Annotated in this window: 12 protein-coding genes; 5 read left to right on the top strand and 7 right to left on the bottom strand. The window is 71.0% G+C overall.

What is annotated here, in order from left to right; genetic code table 11:
- Positions 1 to 157: 157 nt before the first annotated feature.
- On the bottom strand, positions 158 to 2,581 hold the full coding sequence (gene lon / locus ACIRVH_RS11465; RefSeq protein ID WP_403950951.1) for an endopeptidase La: 2,424 nt from the start codon (positions 2,579 to 2,581) through the stop codon (positions 158 to 160).
- Between the two features lie 181 nt (positions 2,582 to 2,762).
- On the opposite strand from lon, the gene ACIRVH_RS11460 reads away from it, so the two are divergent.
- On the top strand, positions 2,763 to 3,188 hold the full coding sequence (locus ACIRVH_RS11460; protein WP_403950949.1) for a DUF4259 domain-containing protein: 426 nt from the start codon (positions 2,763 to 2,765) through the stop codon (positions 3,186 to 3,188).
- Here ACIRVH_RS11460 and ACIRVH_RS11455 read toward each other — a convergent pair.
- The 3 genes from ACIRVH_RS11455 to ACIRVH_RS11445 all read right to left on the bottom strand — a co-directional run bounded on the left by ACIRVH_RS11455 (position 3,175) and on the right by ACIRVH_RS11445 (position 4,404).
- Complete coding sequence (locus tag ACIRVH_RS11455) at positions 3,175 to 3,300, bottom strand: hypothetical protein (RefSeq protein ID WP_403950946.1); 126 nt, start codon at positions 3,298 to 3,300, stop codon at positions 3,175 to 3,177. The two genes, ACIRVH_RS11460 and ACIRVH_RS11455, sit on opposite strands and share 14 nt — an antisense overlap.
- Before the next feature lie 27 nt (positions 3,301 to 3,327).
- Positions 3,328 to 4,125 carry a rhomboid-like protein gene (locus tag ACIRVH_RS11450; protein ID WP_403950944.1) on the bottom strand — a complete coding sequence of 266 codons (798 nt, stop codon included), beginning with the start codon at positions 4,123 to 4,125 and terminating at the stop codon, positions 3,328 to 3,330.
- Positions 4,126 to 4,251: 126 nt separating this feature from the next.
- Positions 4,252 to 4,404: a hypothetical protein gene (locus ACIRVH_RS11445; RefSeq protein WP_403950941.1), complete on the bottom strand. Its 153-nt coding sequence runs from the start codon at positions 4,402 to 4,404 to the stop codon at positions 4,252 to 4,254.
- Between the two features lie 40 nt (positions 4,405 to 4,444).
- Between ACIRVH_RS11445 and ACIRVH_RS11440 the strand changes: the two genes are divergently transcribed.
- The 4 genes from ACIRVH_RS11440 (at position 4,445) to ACIRVH_RS11425 (ending at position 11,199) form a co-directional block, all read left to right on the top strand.
- A complete protein-coding gene (locus ACIRVH_RS11440) occupies positions 4,445 to 5,128 on the top strand; it encodes a spermidine synthase (RefSeq protein ID WP_403950939.1) in 684 nt (227 codons plus the stop codon).
- A 109-nt stretch (positions 5,129 to 5,237) separates the two neighbouring features.
- Positions 5,238 to 5,978: a response regulator transcription factor gene (locus ACIRVH_RS11435; protein ID WP_403950938.1), complete on the top strand. Its 741-nt coding sequence runs from the start codon at positions 5,238 to 5,240 to the stop codon at positions 5,976 to 5,978.
- Positions 5,975 to 7,087, top strand: coding sequence for an ATP-binding protein (locus ACIRVH_RS11430; RefSeq protein ID WP_403950936.1), 1,113 nt, complete (start codon positions 5,975 to 5,977; stop codon positions 7,085 to 7,087). Before ACIRVH_RS11435 ends, ACIRVH_RS11430 begins: the two co-directional genes overlap by 4 nt.
- 302 nt (positions 7,088 to 7,389) lie before the next feature.
- Positions 7,390 to 11,199 carry a multifunctional oxoglutarate decarboxylase/oxoglutarate dehydrogenase thiamine pyrophosphate-binding subunit/dihydrolipoyllysine-residue succinyltransferase subunit gene (locus ACIRVH_RS11425; protein ID WP_403950934.1) on the top strand — a complete coding sequence of 1,270 codons (3,810 nt, stop codon included), beginning with the start codon at positions 7,390 to 7,392 and terminating at the stop codon, positions 11,197 to 11,199.
- 82 nt (positions 11,200 to 11,281) lie between these two features.
- Here the strand turns inward: ACIRVH_RS11425 and fxsT are convergent, their stop codons facing one another.
- From fxsT to ACIRVH_RS11410, 3 genes are all read right to left on the bottom strand, one after another.
- On the bottom strand, positions 11,282 to 14,284 hold the full coding sequence (gene fxsT, locus ACIRVH_RS11420) for an FxSxx-COOH system tetratricopeptide repeat protein (RefSeq protein ID WP_403950933.1): 3,003 nt from the start codon (positions 14,282 to 14,284) through the stop codon (positions 11,282 to 11,284).
- Positions 14,285 to 14,362: 78 nt separating this feature from the next.
- Positions 14,363 to 15,658 (bottom strand): aKG-HExxH-type peptide beta-hydroxylase, encoded by a 1,296-nt coding sequence (locus ACIRVH_RS11415; RefSeq protein WP_403950931.1) that lies wholly within the window; start codon positions 15,656 to 15,658, stop codon positions 14,363 to 14,365.
- On the bottom strand, positions 15,655 to 15,900 hold the full coding sequence (locus ACIRVH_RS11410; RefSeq protein ID WP_403950928.1) for a hypothetical protein: 246 nt from the start codon (positions 15,898 to 15,900) through the stop codon (positions 15,655 to 15,657). Before ACIRVH_RS11410 ends, ACIRVH_RS11415 begins: the two co-directional genes overlap by 4 nt.
- Positions 15,901 to 15,937: the final 37 nt, after the last annotated feature.

Raw genomic sequence — 15,937 nt, 5'->3', positions numbered from 1 at the left:
GCTCGGCTGGGAAACCCCAGCCGAGCGCCTGCATAAACTGCTCGCGGCCTGATCAACACAACCACCTGTTGCAATGACCCCTAGAAAGCGCCCTCACGGGGCCCGGGCCTTCCCTCATCCGGTCGCCGCGGGCGGAGCCCGCTAATGGACCACGTCGTCACGCCGCGACCGGAACCTCCGCGCCGTTCGTGGCGGGCGCGAGCGACAGTTCCAGGACCTGGCGGACGTCGGTCACGGCGTGGACGTCAAGCTTGTCCAGCACCTCGGCCGGGACGTCGTCCAGGTCGGGTTCGTTGCGCTTGGGGATGATCACGGTGGTCACCCCGGCGCGGTGGGCGGCGAGCAGCTTCTGCTTCACACCGCCGATGGGCAGCACCCGGCCGGTCAGCGAGACCTCGCCGGTCATCGCCACGTCGGTGCGGACCAGCCGGCCGGAGAGCAGGGACGCGAGGGCCGTGGTCATCGTGATGCCCGCGCTCGGTCCGTCCTTCGGGACCGCGCCCGCCGGGAAGTGGATGTGCACGCCCCGGTCCTTCAGGTCGGCCACCGGCAGCTCCAGTTCGGCGCCGTGGCTGCGCAGGAAGCTCAGCGCGATCTGCGCCGACTCCTTCATCACGTCGCCCAGCTGACCGGTCAGGGTCAGCCCCGCCGCGCCCGTCTCCGGGTCGGCGAGGGACGCCTCGACGAAGAGGACGTCGCCGCCGGCTCCGGTGACCGCGAGACCGGTCGCCACGCCCGGCACGGACGTACGGCGCTCGGCCGGGTCCTGGGCGGACTCGGGCACGTGGTGCGGACGCCCGATCAGCGCGCGCAGATCCTCGTCACGGACGGTGAACGGCAGCTTCCGCTCGCCGAGTTCGTGCTGGGCCGCGACCTTGCGCAGCAGCCGCGCGATGGACCGCTCCAGGGTGCGCACGCCCGCCTCGCGGGTGTACTCGCCGGCGAGCTTGCGCAGCGCGCCCTCGTCGATCGTGACCTCGTCCTTGGCCAGGCCGGTCCGCTCCAGCTGGCGCGGGAGCAGGTGGTCACGGGCGATGACGACCTTCTCGTCCTCGGTGTAGCCGTCCAGGCGGACGATCTCCATACGGTCGGCCAGCGCCTCCGGGATGGCCTCCAGGACGTTCGCGGTGGCGAGGAAGACCACGTCGGACAGGTCCAGTTCGACCTCCAGGTAGTGGTCCCGGAAGGTGTGGTTCTGCGCCGGATCCAGCACCTCCAGCAGGGCCGCGGCCGGGTCGCCCCGGTAGTCCGACCCCACCTTGTCGATCTCGTCCAGCAGGACCACGGGGTTCATCGACCCCGCCTCCTTGATGGCACGCACGACACGGCCGGGCAGCGCGCCGACGTACGTTCGCCGGTGACCGCGGATCTCTGCCTCGTCCCGGACGCCACCGAGGGCGACACGGACGAACTTGCGCCCCATTGCGTGGGCGACGGACTCGCCGAGGCTGGTCTTGCCGACGCCGGGAGGGCCGACGAGCGCGAGCACGGCCCCGCCGCGCCGCCCGCCGATCACCCCGAGGCCGCGCTCACTGCGCCGCTTGCGCACGGCCAGGTACTCGGTGATGCGCTCCTTCACGTCCTCCAGACCCGCGTGCTCGGCGTCCAGGATCGCCTTCGCGCCCTGGATGTCGTACGCGGAAGCACTGTCGTCGGTCCGCTCGTTCCACGGCATCTCCAGGACCGTGTCCAGCCAGGTGCGGATCCACGAGCCCTCGGGCGACTGGTCGGAGGACCGCTCCAGCTTGTCGACCTCCTTGAGGGCGGCCTCGCGGACCTTCTCCGGCAGGTCGGCGGCCTCCACGCGGGCCCGGTAGTCGTCGGACTCCTCGCCGTCCTGCTCGCCGTTCAGGTCGCGCAGTTCCTTGCGGACGGCCTCGAGCTGACGCCTCAGCAGGAACTCGCGCTGCTGCTTGTCGACGCCCTCCTGGACGTCCTTGGCGATGGTCTCGGCCACGTCCTGCTCGGCGAGGTGGTCGCGCAGCTGCTGCGCGGCGAGCCGGAGGCGGGCCACCGGGTCGGCGGTCTCCAGCAGCTCGACCTTCTGCTCGGTGGTGAGGAAGGGCGAGTATCCGGAGTTGTCGGCGAGCGCGGAGACGTCGTCGATGGCCTGGACGCGGTCCACGACCTGCCAGGCGCCGCGCTTCTTCAGCCAGCTGGTGGCGAGGGCCTTGTACTCCTTGACGAGTTCGGCGGCATGCCCGGGCAGCGGGTCCGGCACGGTCTCGTCGACCCGCGCTCCCTCGACCCACAGCGCCGCGCCCGGACCCGTCGTACCGGCACCGATCCGTACCCGGCCGCGGCCGCGGATCAGGGCCCCCGGGTCGCCGTCGGCCAGCCGGCCGACCTGCTCGACCGTGCCCAGCACACCGGTCTTGGCGTACGTGCCGTCGATGCGCGGCACCAGCAGAACCTTGGGCTTCCCGGGCTCCGACCGGGCGGCGGCCTGCGCGGCCTCCACCGCGGCCCGCACCTCGGCGTCGCTCAGGTCCAGCGGAACCACCATCCCGGGCAGCACGACCTCGTCGTCGAGCGGCAGCACGGGCAACACGAGCGTGAACGCCGTGGACTCAGCAGCCATGATCTCCCCTTAGGCAGTCAACTTGAGCTATGCCGACTCAATGCACGGGGCCCCGCCGATGTTCCCGGGTTCTTGTTCGCTGTGAGCGATCGACCGGTGACCGTGGTGTTGTCGCAGGCCAGAGGTGATGTCAGTGGAACCTGCCAGGATGCCCGGACATCGGCACGAACGGGGAGGCCACATGGGCATCTGGGACACGGGCCCCTTTGACAACGACACCGCTGCGGACTGGTGCAACGGTCTCGACGACGCGTCGGCGGACGAGCGGGCGGGAATGGTTCGCGACGCACTGGTGCGAGCCGTCGACACCGACGACCACCTCGAAGCACCCGAGGCGGAGGAGGCCGTCGCGGCGGCCGCGCTGGTCGCCGCCCAGTGTCCGGGCGGCGACATCCCCTCGCCGCACTACGGGCCCGAGGAACCCCTCCCCGATCTCACGGCCCTGCGGCCACTCGCGCTGCAAGCCCTCGACCGGGTCGTGACCGAGCCGTCCGAGCTGCTGGGCCTGTGGGAGGACTCCGACGGCCACCCGTGGCGGTCCGGTGTCGAGCGGATGCGGCACGTACTCCTGCCGCCCTCGGAGGGAGAACAGCTCAGCCTGTGCTGACCGAACGGCCCAGGAAGGCCGGCAGGACGTGGACGCAGACCTCGGTGAGGTGGACCAGGGCTGCGACCGGGCCCGGCAGGGCGCCGAGGGCGATGTGGACGGTGGTGTCCAAGGCGCCGGGGCGGGTCCGATCAGGCGTTCACAGGGAGACCGGGGAAGTCGCCGCGAGGCGCCAGCGCCGCACCAGCGGCCAGCCGGAGACGCCGATGGTCAGGGCGATCAGGTGGCCCCAGTTGGTCATCGGGTCCTGGAAGGCGATCAGGTCGTCGAGGAGCGTGCTCGCGACCAGGGTGAGGAGGGGCCAGCGGACCCAGGGGGTGAGCAGGCCGGACAGGGCGCCGATGCTGGCGGCGACGCCGAAGCTGATGCCGTAGTCGAGGCGGTGCAGGGAGGTGTCCGGGAGGTGGCCGAACAGGACCGCGAAGCCCACCGGAACCTCGGTCGCGAGGGTGGCCAGGATGTGGCCCGCGAGGAACACGCAGGCCGCCCGGGCGCCTCCTATCCGCCGCTCCAGCGCGGTGAGCACCAGCACGAACGCGCCCGCGTACGGCGACACGATGCCGCCCGCGATCCACAGCGCGCTCGCCAGCAGTACCAGCATCGGCGTGCGCACCAGGTGGGCGACGTCGGTGCTGGAGGCCTGGTACAGCGTGCGCATCAGGGCGGGGTCGGCCCAGGCCGCCACCAGCGAGGTGAGGGCGAGGAGGGCCCCGTAGGCGAAGGTGAACGGGGTGCCGGTGGGGGTCGGCAGGAGGTACCAGGACCGGTAGGAGGGGCGGGGCGCCGCCGGGGCCGACGTCGCGGCCGGGGCGGGCAGCTCGCGTTGGCGTGGGACTCCGTCGAGCAGGCCGGTGACATCCGGCAGGGAGTCGGCGGGAAGGGGCGTGCCCAGGGGCGGGGACGCGGCCGTCGCAGGCCCGGTCACGGTCCGTTCCACGTAGGGCACTCCTTCCGTCGCGCCCCACCCTTCGTGTTCCCGCGGCCGCTGTCTATGACCGACGCCACGCGAGAGCGGATTCACAGCAACCTCAGAAGCTTCAAACGCGTCCGCCCCTGTCGGGATTCAGGGCCGCAACGGCGTGTCGAACTCCAGGACGAGTCCGGCGGGATGACGTGTGCAGGCGCGCGCGAGGCGCACGGTGGCGTGCGGTGGCGTGCGGCGGCAGTCGGGCCGCACCACCCCGCCCACCCGTGTCACCCGCGGGTTCGTGGTCAATTCCCGTGAACGCAAGGCCTCGTTCAAGGAGGATGGGCGCATGACTGCCGTCTACGACACCCCCGTGGTCCTGGACCGTCGCGAAGGCCCGTACGGGGAGGTGGTGCTGCGCAGGCACGGCGAGTTGCTGCAGATCATCGCCAACGGGTGCTTCCTCATGGACACCTCCGACGGCCGCTCGGAGCGGCTGCTGGTCGACGCCGCGTACGACGCCCTGGACGGGCGCCCGGCACCGGACGTGCTGATCGGCGGCCTGGGGGTGGGATTCTCGCTCGCACACGCCGCGGCGGATCCGGACAGGTGGGGCCGGATCACGGTCGTCGAGCGGGAGCCGGCCGTCATCGACTGGCACCGGAGCGACGGACCGCTGTCGGCTGTCTCCGCGCACGCACTCGCCGATCCCCGGACCGAGATCGTCGAGGACGACCTCGTCACTTACGTCAATGAGACATCGGACACGTTCGACGCCCTGTGTCTCGACATCGACAACGGTCCGTGCTGGACCGTCACCGAGGACAACGACGGCCTTTACTCGTCGTCCGGACTCGCCGCGTGTGCAAGGGTGTTGAGACCGGGCGGGGTGTTGGCGGTATGGTCTGCCGAGCCCTCTCCGGAATTTGAAGGAACCATGTGGAATGCCGGGTTCCGTCAGGTGCGTACCGAAGAGGTCCCCGTTGCCCGGGGCGTTCCGGACGCCGTACACCTCGCCGTCCGACCTGGATAGCGACGGCGCGGTGAGTCCCCGTAATGTGCTGCCCTGACGCCGATCATTCAAGCGTCAATCGCAGTCATGGGATCACCCCACGGATTCCGGAAAGCAACAGGGGCGGGCGATGGAGCAGACACACACCTCCCAGACCGGCGCGGCCACGACGACCCAGGGCGCGCAGCGCCGTGTGCTGGTCGTCGAGGACGATCCGACGATCGTCGACGCCATCGCGGCCCGGCTCCGCGCCGAGGGTTTCCTCGTGCAGACCGCGTCCGATGGCCCCGCGGCGGTCGACACGGCCGAGGCCTGGCAGCCCGACCTGCTGATCCTCGACATCATGCTGCCCGGCTTCGACGGCCTGGAGGTCTGCCGGCGCGTGCAGGCCCAGCGCCCGGTGCCGGTGCTGATGCTGACCGCGCGGGACGACGAGACGGACATGCTGGTCGGGCTCGGCGTCGGCGCCGACGACTACATGACCAAGCCGTTCTCCATGCGGGAGCTGGCCGCGCGGGTGCACGTCCTGCTGCGGCGCGTGGAGCGGGCGGCCGTCGCCGCGTCCACGCCCCGCTCGGGCATCCTGCGCCTCGGCGAGCTGGAGATCGACCACGCGCAGCGCCGGGTGCGGGTGAAGTCCGAGGACGTCCACCTCACGCCCACCGAGTTCGACCTGCTGGTGTGCCTGGCGAACACCCCGCGCGCGGTGCTCTCCCGGGAGCAGCTGCTGGCCGAGGTGTGGGACTGGGCGGACGCGTCGGGCACGCGGACCGTGGACAGCCACATCAAGGCGCTGCGACGGAAGATCGGCGCCGAGCGGATCCGTACCGTGCACGGCGTGGGCTACGCGCTGGAGACACCGACGCCATGAGCAAGGGGCGGGAGGCCGCACGGAGGAGCCCCGGGGAGGATCCCTGGGGTGGCGTACGCCCGTTCTCGATCAAGACCAAGCTGGGCGCGCTCGTCGTCATCTCGGTACTGATCACCACCGGTCTCTCGATCGTCGCGGTGCACACCAAGACGGAGCTTCGCTTCATCACGGTCTTCTCGATGATCGCCACACTGCTGATAACGCAGTTCGTGGCTCATTCACTCACCGCGCCGCTGGACGAGATGAACCTGGTGGCCCGCTCGATCTCGCAGGGCGACTACACCCGCCGGGTCCGCGAGAACCGCCGTGACGAGCTGGGCGACCTGGCTCAGGCGATCAACCTCATGGCCGACGAGCTGGAGGCGCAGGACCGCCAGCGCAAGGAGCTGGTGGCGAACGTCTCGCACGAGCTGCGCACCCCGATCGCGGGCCTGCGCGCGGTGCTGGAGAACATCGTCGACGGGGTCACCGAGGCCGACCCGGAGACCATGCGGACGGCCCTCAAGCAGACGGAGCGGCTCGGCCGGCTCGTCGAGACCCTGCTGGACCTCTCCCGGCTCGACAACGGCGTCGTACCGCTGAAGCTGCGCCGCTTCGAGGTGTGGCCGTACCTGTCGGGCGTGCTGAAGGAGGCCAACATGGTCGCCTCCGCGCGCGCGGGCATGGCCTCCGGCTCCGGAAGCCACACACGCACCGACGTGCACCTGCACCTGGACGTCTCCCCGCCGGAGCTGACCGCGCACGCGGACCCCGAGCGCATCCATCAGGTCGTCGCCAACCTGATCGACAACGCGGTCAAGCACAGCCCGCCGCACGGGCGGGTCACCGTGAAGGCGCGGCGCGGGCCCCAGCCGGAGTCGCTGGAGCTCGAGGTGCTGGACGAGGGGCCCGGAATCCCCAGGTCCGAGTGGCACCGCGTGTTCGAGCGGTTCAACCGCGGCTCGGTGACCCGGCCGCACGGTCCGGGCAGCGACGGCGGCACCGGGCTCGGACTCGCGATCGCCCGGTGGGCGGTGGATCTGCACAACGGCCGAATCGGTGTGGCCGAATCCGGCCGGGGCTGCAGGATCATCGTCACTCTTCCGGGACTGACTTCCGTCCCAGGTTGACGTAAGGTCCGAACCGGAGCCACAAGATCCACGCGCGTCCCCGCAGTCGGACACGTGTGATCAGGGACAGGCCCGCGACGCGCATCCGAGTCGGTCGCGCCGGGCCCCGCTCGGCGATCCCGCACACCTCAGCTCACATGCGGAACCACGCTTGTTTCCCGCCATATCAAGCCCTGAAACAAGATTTCTGATGTGACTTACGCGACGATGAACCTGCCCGACCTGACCTTCCCGGTCTCGGGGGCGTAGCCTTTATTCCCGCTGTCCATAACCTTGTGAAGCGGAAGAGGGCGGTTGCCGCCGTGTCGCCACAGTCCCCCAGTAACTCGAGCATCTCGACCGACGACCAAGCCGGGAAGAACCCCGCTGCTGCGTTCGGTCCCAACGAGTGGCTCGTCGACGAGATCTATCAGCAGTACCTCCAGGACCCGAACTCGGTAGACCGTGCCTGGTGGGACTTCTTCGCCGACTACAAGCCGGGCGCGCCTGCCGCCGCGGCTCCGGCGGGTACTGCGGCCGCGGGGGCCGCAGGAACCACCACCACGGCTTCCCCGGCCCCGAGCGCGCCCGCGGCCCCTGCCGCCCCCGCGCCCGCCCCTGCGGCCCCGAAGCCCGTCACCGCGGCTCCGGCCCCCGCTCCCGCGGCACCGGCTGCGGCCCCCGCCCCGGCCAAGCCGGCGACGCCCGCACAGGCGCCCGCTCAGCCGCAGGCCAAGGCCGCGCCCGCCGCAGCCGCCCCGGGCGGCCCCGAGCTGATCACGCTGCGCGGCCCGGCCGCCGCGGTCGCGAAGAACATGAACGCCTCGCTGGAGCTGCCGACGGCCACCTCGGTCCGCGCGGTCCCGGTGAAGCTGCTGTTCGACAACCGGATCGTCATCAACAACCACCTGAAGCGCGCCCGGGGCGGGAAGATCTCCTTCACGCACCTGATCGGCTTCGCGATGGTCCAGGCCATCAAGGCCATGCCGTCGATGAACTGGCACTACGCGGAGAAGGACGGGAAGCCCACCCTCGTCAAGCCTCCGCACGTCAACTTCGGCCTGGCCATCGACCTGGTGAAGCCCAACGGCGACCGCCAGCTCGTCGTCGCCGGCATCAAGAAGGCCGAGACGCTGAACTTCTTCGAGTTCTGGCAGGCCTACGAGGACATCGTCCGCCGCGCCCGTGACGGCAAGCTGACGATGGACGACTTCACCGGTGTCACGGTCTCCCTGACCAACCCCGGCGGCCTCGGCACCGTCCACTCCGTGCCGCGTCTGATGCCCGGCCAGTCGGTGATCATGGGCGTCGGCTCCATGGACTACCCGGCGGAGTTCCAGGGCACCAGCCAGGACACCCTGAACAAGCTCGGCATCTCGAAGGTCATGACGCTCACGTCGACCTACGACCACCGGGTCATCCAGGGCGCCGCCTCCGGCGAGTTCCTGCGTATCGTCGCGAACTTCCTCCTCGGCGAGCAGGGCTTCTACGACGCCGTCTTCGAGTCGCTGCGCATCCCCTACGAGCCGGTCCGCTGGCTCAAGGACATCGACGCCTCGCACGACGACGACGTCACCAAGGCCGCCCGCGTCTTCGAGCTGATCCACTCCTACCGGGTCCGCGGCCATGTCATGGCCGACACCGACCCGCTGGAGTACCGCCAGCGCAAGCACCCCGACCTGGACATCGTCGAGCACGGCCTCACCCTGTGGGACCTGGAGCGCGAGTTCGCGGTCGGCGGCTTCGCCGGCAAGGCGATGATGAAGCTGCGCGACATCCTCGGCGTGCTGCGCGACTCGTACTGCCGCACCACCGGCATCGAGTTCATGCACATCCAGGACCCGAAGCAGCGCAAGTGGATCCAGGACCGCGTCGAGCGCCCGCACTCCAAGCCGGAGCGCGAGGAGCAGCTGCGCATCCTGCGCCGCCTGAACGCGGCCGAGGCCTTCGAGACCTTCCTGCAGACGAAGTACGTCGGCCAGAAGCGCTTCTCGCTGGAGGGCGGCGAGTCCGTCATCCCGCTGCTGGACGCGGTCATCGACTCCGCTGCCGAGTCCCGCCTGGACGAGGTCATCATCGGCATGGCCCACCGCGGCCGCCTGAACATCCTCGCCAACATCGTCGGCAAGTCGTACGCCCAGATCTTCCGCGAGTTCGAGGGCAACCTCGACCCGAAGTCGATGCACGGCTCCGGCGACGTGAAGTACCACCTGGGCGCCGAGGGCACCTTCACGGGCCTGGACGGCGAGCAGATCAAGGTGTCGCTGGTCGCGAACCCCTCGCACCTGGAGGCGGTCGACCCGGTCCTGGAGGGCGTCGCGCGCGCCAAGCAGGACATCATCAACAAGGGCGGCACGGACTTCACCGTCCTGCCGGTGGCGATCCACGGCGACGCGGCCTTCGCGGGCCAGGGCGTGGTGGCCGAGACCCTGAACATGTCGCAGCTGCGCGGCTACCGCACCGGCGGCACGGTCCACATCGTCATCAACAACCAGGTCGGCTTCACCGCGGCCCCCGAGTCCTCGCGTTCCTCCATGTACGCGACGGACGTGGCCCGCATGATCGAGGCCCCGATCTTCCACGTGAACGGCGACGACCCCGAGGCGGTCGTCCGCGTTGCCCGTCTGGCCTTCGAGTTCCGCCAGGCGTTCAACAAGGACGTGGTGATCGACCTCATCTGTTACCGCCGCCGCGGTCACAACGAGTCGGACAACCCGGCCTTCACCCAGCCGCTGATGTACGACCTGATCGACAAGAAGCGCTCGGTGCGCAAGCTCTACACCGAGTCCCTGATCGGTCGCGGCGACATCACCCTGGAAGAGGCCGAGCAGGCGCTGCAGGACTACCAGGGCCAGCTGGAGAAGGTCTTCACGGAGGTCCGCGAGGCTACGTCCCAGCCGGCCCCCGGAGTCGTCCAGGAGCCGCAGGACGGCTTCCCGGTCACGGTCCCGACCGCGATCTCCGCGGAGGTCGTCAAGCGGATCGCCGAGTCCCAGGTCAACATCCCCGACCACATCACCGTCCACCCGCGTCTGCTGCCGCAGCTGCAGCGCCGGGCGACCATGGTCGAGGACGGCACGATCGACTGGGGCATGGGCGAGACCCTGGCCGTCGGCTCGCTGCTGCTCGAGGGCACCCCGGTCCGCCTGGCGGGCCAGGACTCCCAGCGCGGCACCTTCGGCCAGCGCCACGCGGTCCTGATCGACCGCAGCACCGGCGAGGAGTACACGCCGCTGCAGTACCTCTCCGAGGACCAGGCCCGCCTGAACGTCTACAACTCCCTGCTCTCCGAGTACGCGGCGATGGGCTTCGAGTACGGCTACTCGCTCGCCCGCCCCGACGCGCTGGTGATGTGGGAGGCGCAGTTCGGCGACTTCGTCAACGGCGCGCAGACGGTCGTGGACGAGTTCATCTCGTCGGCGGAGCAGAAGTGGAACCAGACCTCCGGCGTCACCCTGCTCCTCCCGCACGGCTACGAGGGCCAGGGCCCGGACCACTCGTCCGCCCGCCCGGAGCGCTTCCTGCAGCTGTGCGCGCAGAACAACATGACGGTCGCGATGCCCACGCTCCCGTCGAACTACTTCCACCTCCTGCGGTGGCAGGTGCACAACCCGCACCACAAGCCGCTGGTCGTCTTCACCCCGAAGTCGATGCTGCGCCTGAAGGCCGCGGCCTCGAAGGCGGAGGAGTTCACGAGCGGCCAGTTCCGCCCGGTCATCGGCGACGAGTCGATCGCCGACCCGGCCGCGGTCAGGAAGGTCGTCTTCTGCGCCGGCAAGGTCTACTACGACCTGGAGGCCGAGCGGCAGAAGCGCGGTGCCACGGACACGGCGATCATCCGCATCGAGCGCCTGTACCCGCTGCCGGGTGCCGAGCTCCAGGCGGAGGTCAACAAGTACCCGAACGCCGAGAAGTACCTGTGGACCCAGGAGGAGCCGGCGAACCAGGGTGCCTGGCCGTTCATCGCGCTCAACCTGATCGACCACCTCGACCTGGCGGTCGGCGCGGACATCCCGGCCGGCGAGCGGCTGCGGCGCATCTCGCGTCCGCACGGCTCGTCCCCGGCGGTGGGCTCCGCCAAGCGCCACCAGGCCGAGCAGGAGCAGCTGGTGCGTGAGGTCTTCGAGGCGTAGGCCTCCGGCGGCTCGCCAGACACCAGGGCCCGGCCCCGAGTTCACAGTGACTCGGGGCCGGGCCCTTTTTCGCTTGTGGCCGTCAGCCGAGGTAGGGCTCGAAGTCCCAGTACGGGCGTGTGCGCTGGCGGGCCGAGATGGTGTGCGGGTGTTGGGCGCCCAGGGTGCGGGTCAGGCCGAGGAGGCCGTCGTCCTCCAGTTTCCCGGCCTCCTCGTGTTCGCGGGCGGCCCGCAGGTCGGCGGCGAGTGCCACCTGGCCGGAGAGGGTCAGCGGGTGCTCGTGCCCCAGGGTGTGCCGGCCCCGGCGCAGGGTGTCCCGGCTCAGTTCGACGGCGTCGGCGATCCGTCCGTTGAGGTTCCTCGCGCTGGCCGCGTTGAGGGCGCAGCCGAGGACCCAGGGGTGGTCGGGGCCGAGGGTGGCGGTGAGACCGGCGAGGGCGGCTTCGAACATCGCCATGGCCTCGGCGCGTTCACCCGCGGACTGCATGACGAGGCCGGTGTTGCAGACCATGCCGCTGGCGACGGGATGCGCGGGTCCGAGGAGGCTCCGGTACCCGGCCTCGGCCTCGCTGATCAGGTCGCGGGCCTGGCTCAGGTCGCCGTGCTCCCGCAGGTAGTTGCCGTAGTTGGTGATGAACGACAGGGTTCGGTAGTGGTCACGGCCGTGGACCTGGGCCAGCTGCTCCATGAGGCTGGCCAGCAGCGGGCCCACGTCGTGGGTGTGGCTGCCCTCCCGGCGGTAGCACATGGCCAGCCGGGCGCGCGCCTCCAGCGTCTGCGGGTGCTGCGGGCCCAGCACCTGGACGTGCAGCCGGACCACCGGCTCCTGCCGGGCGAGTGCGTCGTGGTAGCGGCCCAGGAGACGGAGGTCCTCGGAGACCGCGCTGGCCGAGTTGAGCGTGCTGATGTGCCGGGCGCGCAGCACGCTCTCGCGCCGTGTGAACGTCTCCAGGTCGGTCTCGTAGGCCTCCGTGTACCGGCCGAGGAGCCGCAGGTTCACCCCGAGGTTGTGCCTGGCCAGCAGGGTGGGCACCTCATCGCCGCCCAGCAGTTGGGAGTTGCCCTCCAGGACCTCCTGCTGCAGCTCGTAGGCCTCCGCGTAGCGACCCAGGTGGCGCAGGCTGCTGGCCATGGCGCCCTTGGTGTTCAACTCGCCCACGAGACGGGGCTCCTGAGTGCCCTGCAGCTTCTCCAGGACACCGCGGTCGAGTTCGTAGGCCTCCCGGAACCTGCCGCTCGCCCGCAGGATGTTGCTCTCCTGGGTGGTCAGGTCGAGCACCGGCTGGGCCAGCGGCTCCATGGTCCGGGACCACTGGCCGCGGATCCGCTGGGCCAGGTCCAGGCCGCCCTTGTACTCCCCGCTGCGGAAGCAGTACCGCAGACAGTTCAGGACCGTCTCCTGGACGCGCGTGTTGCCGCTGCTCAGGGCTCCGGACGGTTCCAGGTGCGGGAGGAGTTCCGCGTACCGCGGCCAGTTTCGGCTGTCCAGCGGGTTACCCGGGTCGGCTTCGGCGAGGAGGTTGCGGACGGCCTTGCGATGGACGGCCCGGCTCTCCTCGCTGGTCAGCTTGGACACGATGTCGTGCACGAGCCGGTGCATGTGGACCGACTCCTGGTGGGGGCCCATCTCCACGCCCGCCGGGCCGCGGGTCTCCCTGGTGAGCACGGAGTAGTTGACCAGGGTGTCCAGGGCGCGCGTCCAGGCGGGCAGGTCCGCCGCCATCCAGCGCAGTTCCTCGGGGAGGTCGGCGCGCGGGTAGGCGCGGATCAGGCCCAGCGGGATGCGCCCGGGGGCGAACGACGTACACAGCCCGAGGACGTCGATCGCCTGGGGCTGGGCGCGGCGGAGCCGGTTGAGCAGTATCGACCAGGAGGTCATCGAGGACTGCGGGAAGCCGTCGCCGGTGACGGGCTCGTCGACCGTGGAGAGCCGGCGCTCGCGCACCATCCGCAGGTACTCGGGCACCTCCATGCCGGACTCGCCGAGCCAGGAGGCGGCCTGGACGAGTGGCAGCGGTACGTCCCCGAACTCGGCGGCGACCTCGTCGGCCTCGGCGGCGGTGATGTGGGGCGCTCGGCGCAGCAGGTAGGCGGTGGACTCGGGGCGCAGGAAGGCAGGAATCTCCAGCACGTCGGTGTGCTCGCTCCAGCCCCGGTTGCGCGAGGTGATCAGCACGTGTCCCTGGCCCTGCGGGAGCAGCAGGTTGGCTCCCTCGGTGTCGTCCCAGCCGTCGAAGATCAGCAGCCAGTTGGTGTACGGCTCACCGCGGCGCAGGGCGTCGCGCACGGCACGGATGCGCTCACCGGGTTCGCTGCCGATGCGCAGGCCGAGTTCGACGGCGAGTTCACCGAGGCGGTCGCGCTGGATGCTGCGGTCGTCGGAGTTGACCCACCACACCAGGTCGTAATCGGTGCTGAAGCGGTGTGCGTACTCCGCGGCGAGCTGCGTCTTCCCGATGCCCGACATGCCGAGCAGGGTGCATGCGGCGGCCCCGCGCTCCGCGTCGGCGAGTCGTTGGTGGAGCTCGGTGAGCATGTCGTCGCGGCCGGTGAACCGGGGGTTGCGGCGGGGCACCTCGCCCCAGATCTCGCAGCGCGTGTCCGGGTAGCGGAGCCGGGTGGCGGACATCTTCGGCGAGCGGCGTCGCTCCAGTCCGAGTCTGCTCAGCAGCCGGTCCTCGGCGGCCTCCTCGCCCAGACCCCACAGGCTGGCGGGTTCCAGGACGGCGGTCGCCGGGAGGAGTGGACGGTTGGTCAGGTTGACGGCGGCGAACCGGTCCGCGTGCGCGGCGACGAAGCCGCGCAGCACGTCGTTCCACTCGCCGGCGGGCCGCGGCCCGAGTTCGAAGAACCAGTCGTTCAGGACGAGGAGCACCCGGCCGCTGGACAGCAGCAGGTCGCCGAGCGAGTCCTCCAGCGCCGTCTCGCGCGGCGGGTCCCAGCGCTGCAGTGTGGCCCGGTGGCCGTGGCGTTCCAGGCACTGCGCGATCCATGCGGCCCAGGAGCGGTGGTAGCCCGGAAAGACCACCAGAAAGTGCTCGGGTGCCGTCGCGCCCTCTTCGCCCGACCGCCGTTGTTCCGCCATCGCCGCTCCTGTTCCCCTGTCCGCCGCGCCCTCGGGCGGACCGTGCACAACGTAACGCAATCGCTCCGTCATGGAGTGTCACGCCGGACTTCGTGCCGCCATGCCGAGCCCGGCGTGCCGTGTGGCCATGATCCGGACGAACTCCCGCCCCGCATCGGTCAGTTCATCTGATTCACGGAGGATCGACAAGGCTTCCGCGACCTGCCGCCGGCAGATCTGGAAGCGCCGCTCCGCCCGCCGTCGCCACCCGGCCGGCACGGCGGGTCCGTGCGTCGCGCGCCAGGAGAGATCGGCCAAGGCGAGGTGGGCATAGGCGCCCTGCAGCACCGCGGGAACCGGGCGGGGGTCGGTGCGCCACCCCACGCGGTGCAGACCGCCGGTGCCGGGCCGGCACAGCGGTACGAGGCCGTCGAGCACGGCCAGCTTGGTGTGGTGCACCTCGTGCACCAGCGCTTCCATCAGCTCGCCCGGGGCCGTGGGCAGCTGGGTGAGCACGGCGCCCGGGGCTGCCCTGAGCGTGGCGCTCACCGGCATTCCTGCGTGCGGGTGCGCCGGGCCGAGCGGGACCACGGCCCGCAGGACGGCCCCGACCTCGTTGGCACGCGAAGGATCGGTCGCCGTCAGCAGCACCTGAACCGCTTGCCACGCGTCGGCCCAGCGCCAGTAGGCGGAGTGAGGGCGTTCGGCCGGTGGCAGGGCCGACGGTCCGACGCCGCGCGGGGGTGCCCGGTAGGGGTCCAGATCGTCGAAGACGACGGTGCTGCCGGGCAGCGCCCGTAAGCCGGACCAGCGGCCCCCGCCGCCGAGGGTCCGCTGCCCGCACAGAGCCCCGGAGGCATCCGGCCGCGACAGTTCCACGCCGTCGATGCCGTCGGCGTCCGTGATCCGCGTCAGGCCGTCTCCCCCGTCCAGGCGCGCCCGGCCGGACGGGCAGCGCAGCACGCCGATGCCCGGCAGGGTGAGGGCTCCGTTGGGCAGGGCGAGCGTTCCCCCGACGGCGCAGCCGGCCAGGACGGCGGCGGCCACGGCCACTCCGCCGAGGTGGGCCAAGTGCCGCTCGAAGGCCGGACCTTCGGGGGCGGCAAGGGCGATGGCGAGCCAGGCGCCGGTCGTCGGATAGTCGACGACGGCACGCACCGCCGCGGCGTCGATCCGCTCGGCCCGCTCCAGCAGCGCCCAGTCCTGCTCGAAGCGTCGGCGCACCGGTGCCGGCAGAGCCTTGCGCCGCCGGTCGATGCGGACGAGCAGGGACTTGACGAGCAGCATGCGACGCGCATGGAGTGCGGCACGCAGTGCCGCGTCGGCGGTCCGCTGCGGCCGGGTGCCGGCGAGTTCCGCGAACACCTCGGGCGACAGCACCGGGGCCGCGGTCACTCCCGGATGTCCTCGCCCGGCATCGCCTCGGCGAGTCCGGCCGAAAACCTACCTCCCTCGTCGGAGTACCAGATCTCCGCGCCGTGCCGCGAGTCGGCGAAGACCTCGCCGACGGCCGCCATCAGTGCCGGGTCGTCCATGGCCCGCAAGGCCCGCAGGTCGACGTCGGTGAGGTCGGGCAGGAGCAGTGTCCCTACAGCACGCTCGCCGGGGCCGACCCCCCGTGTCCTCGGCTCCGCCACGCTCGCCTCCTCCCGCCCACGCCCGCCCCGCACGGTC

This window comes from Streptomyces sp. NPDC101165, from assembly GCF_044768135.1.
GTDB lineage: Bacteria > Actinomycetota > Actinomycetes > Streptomycetales > Streptomycetaceae > Streptomyces.
The sequence above is the reverse complement of the archived record's forward strand: the minus strand, read 5'-3'. Positions and strand labels throughout refer to the sequence as shown.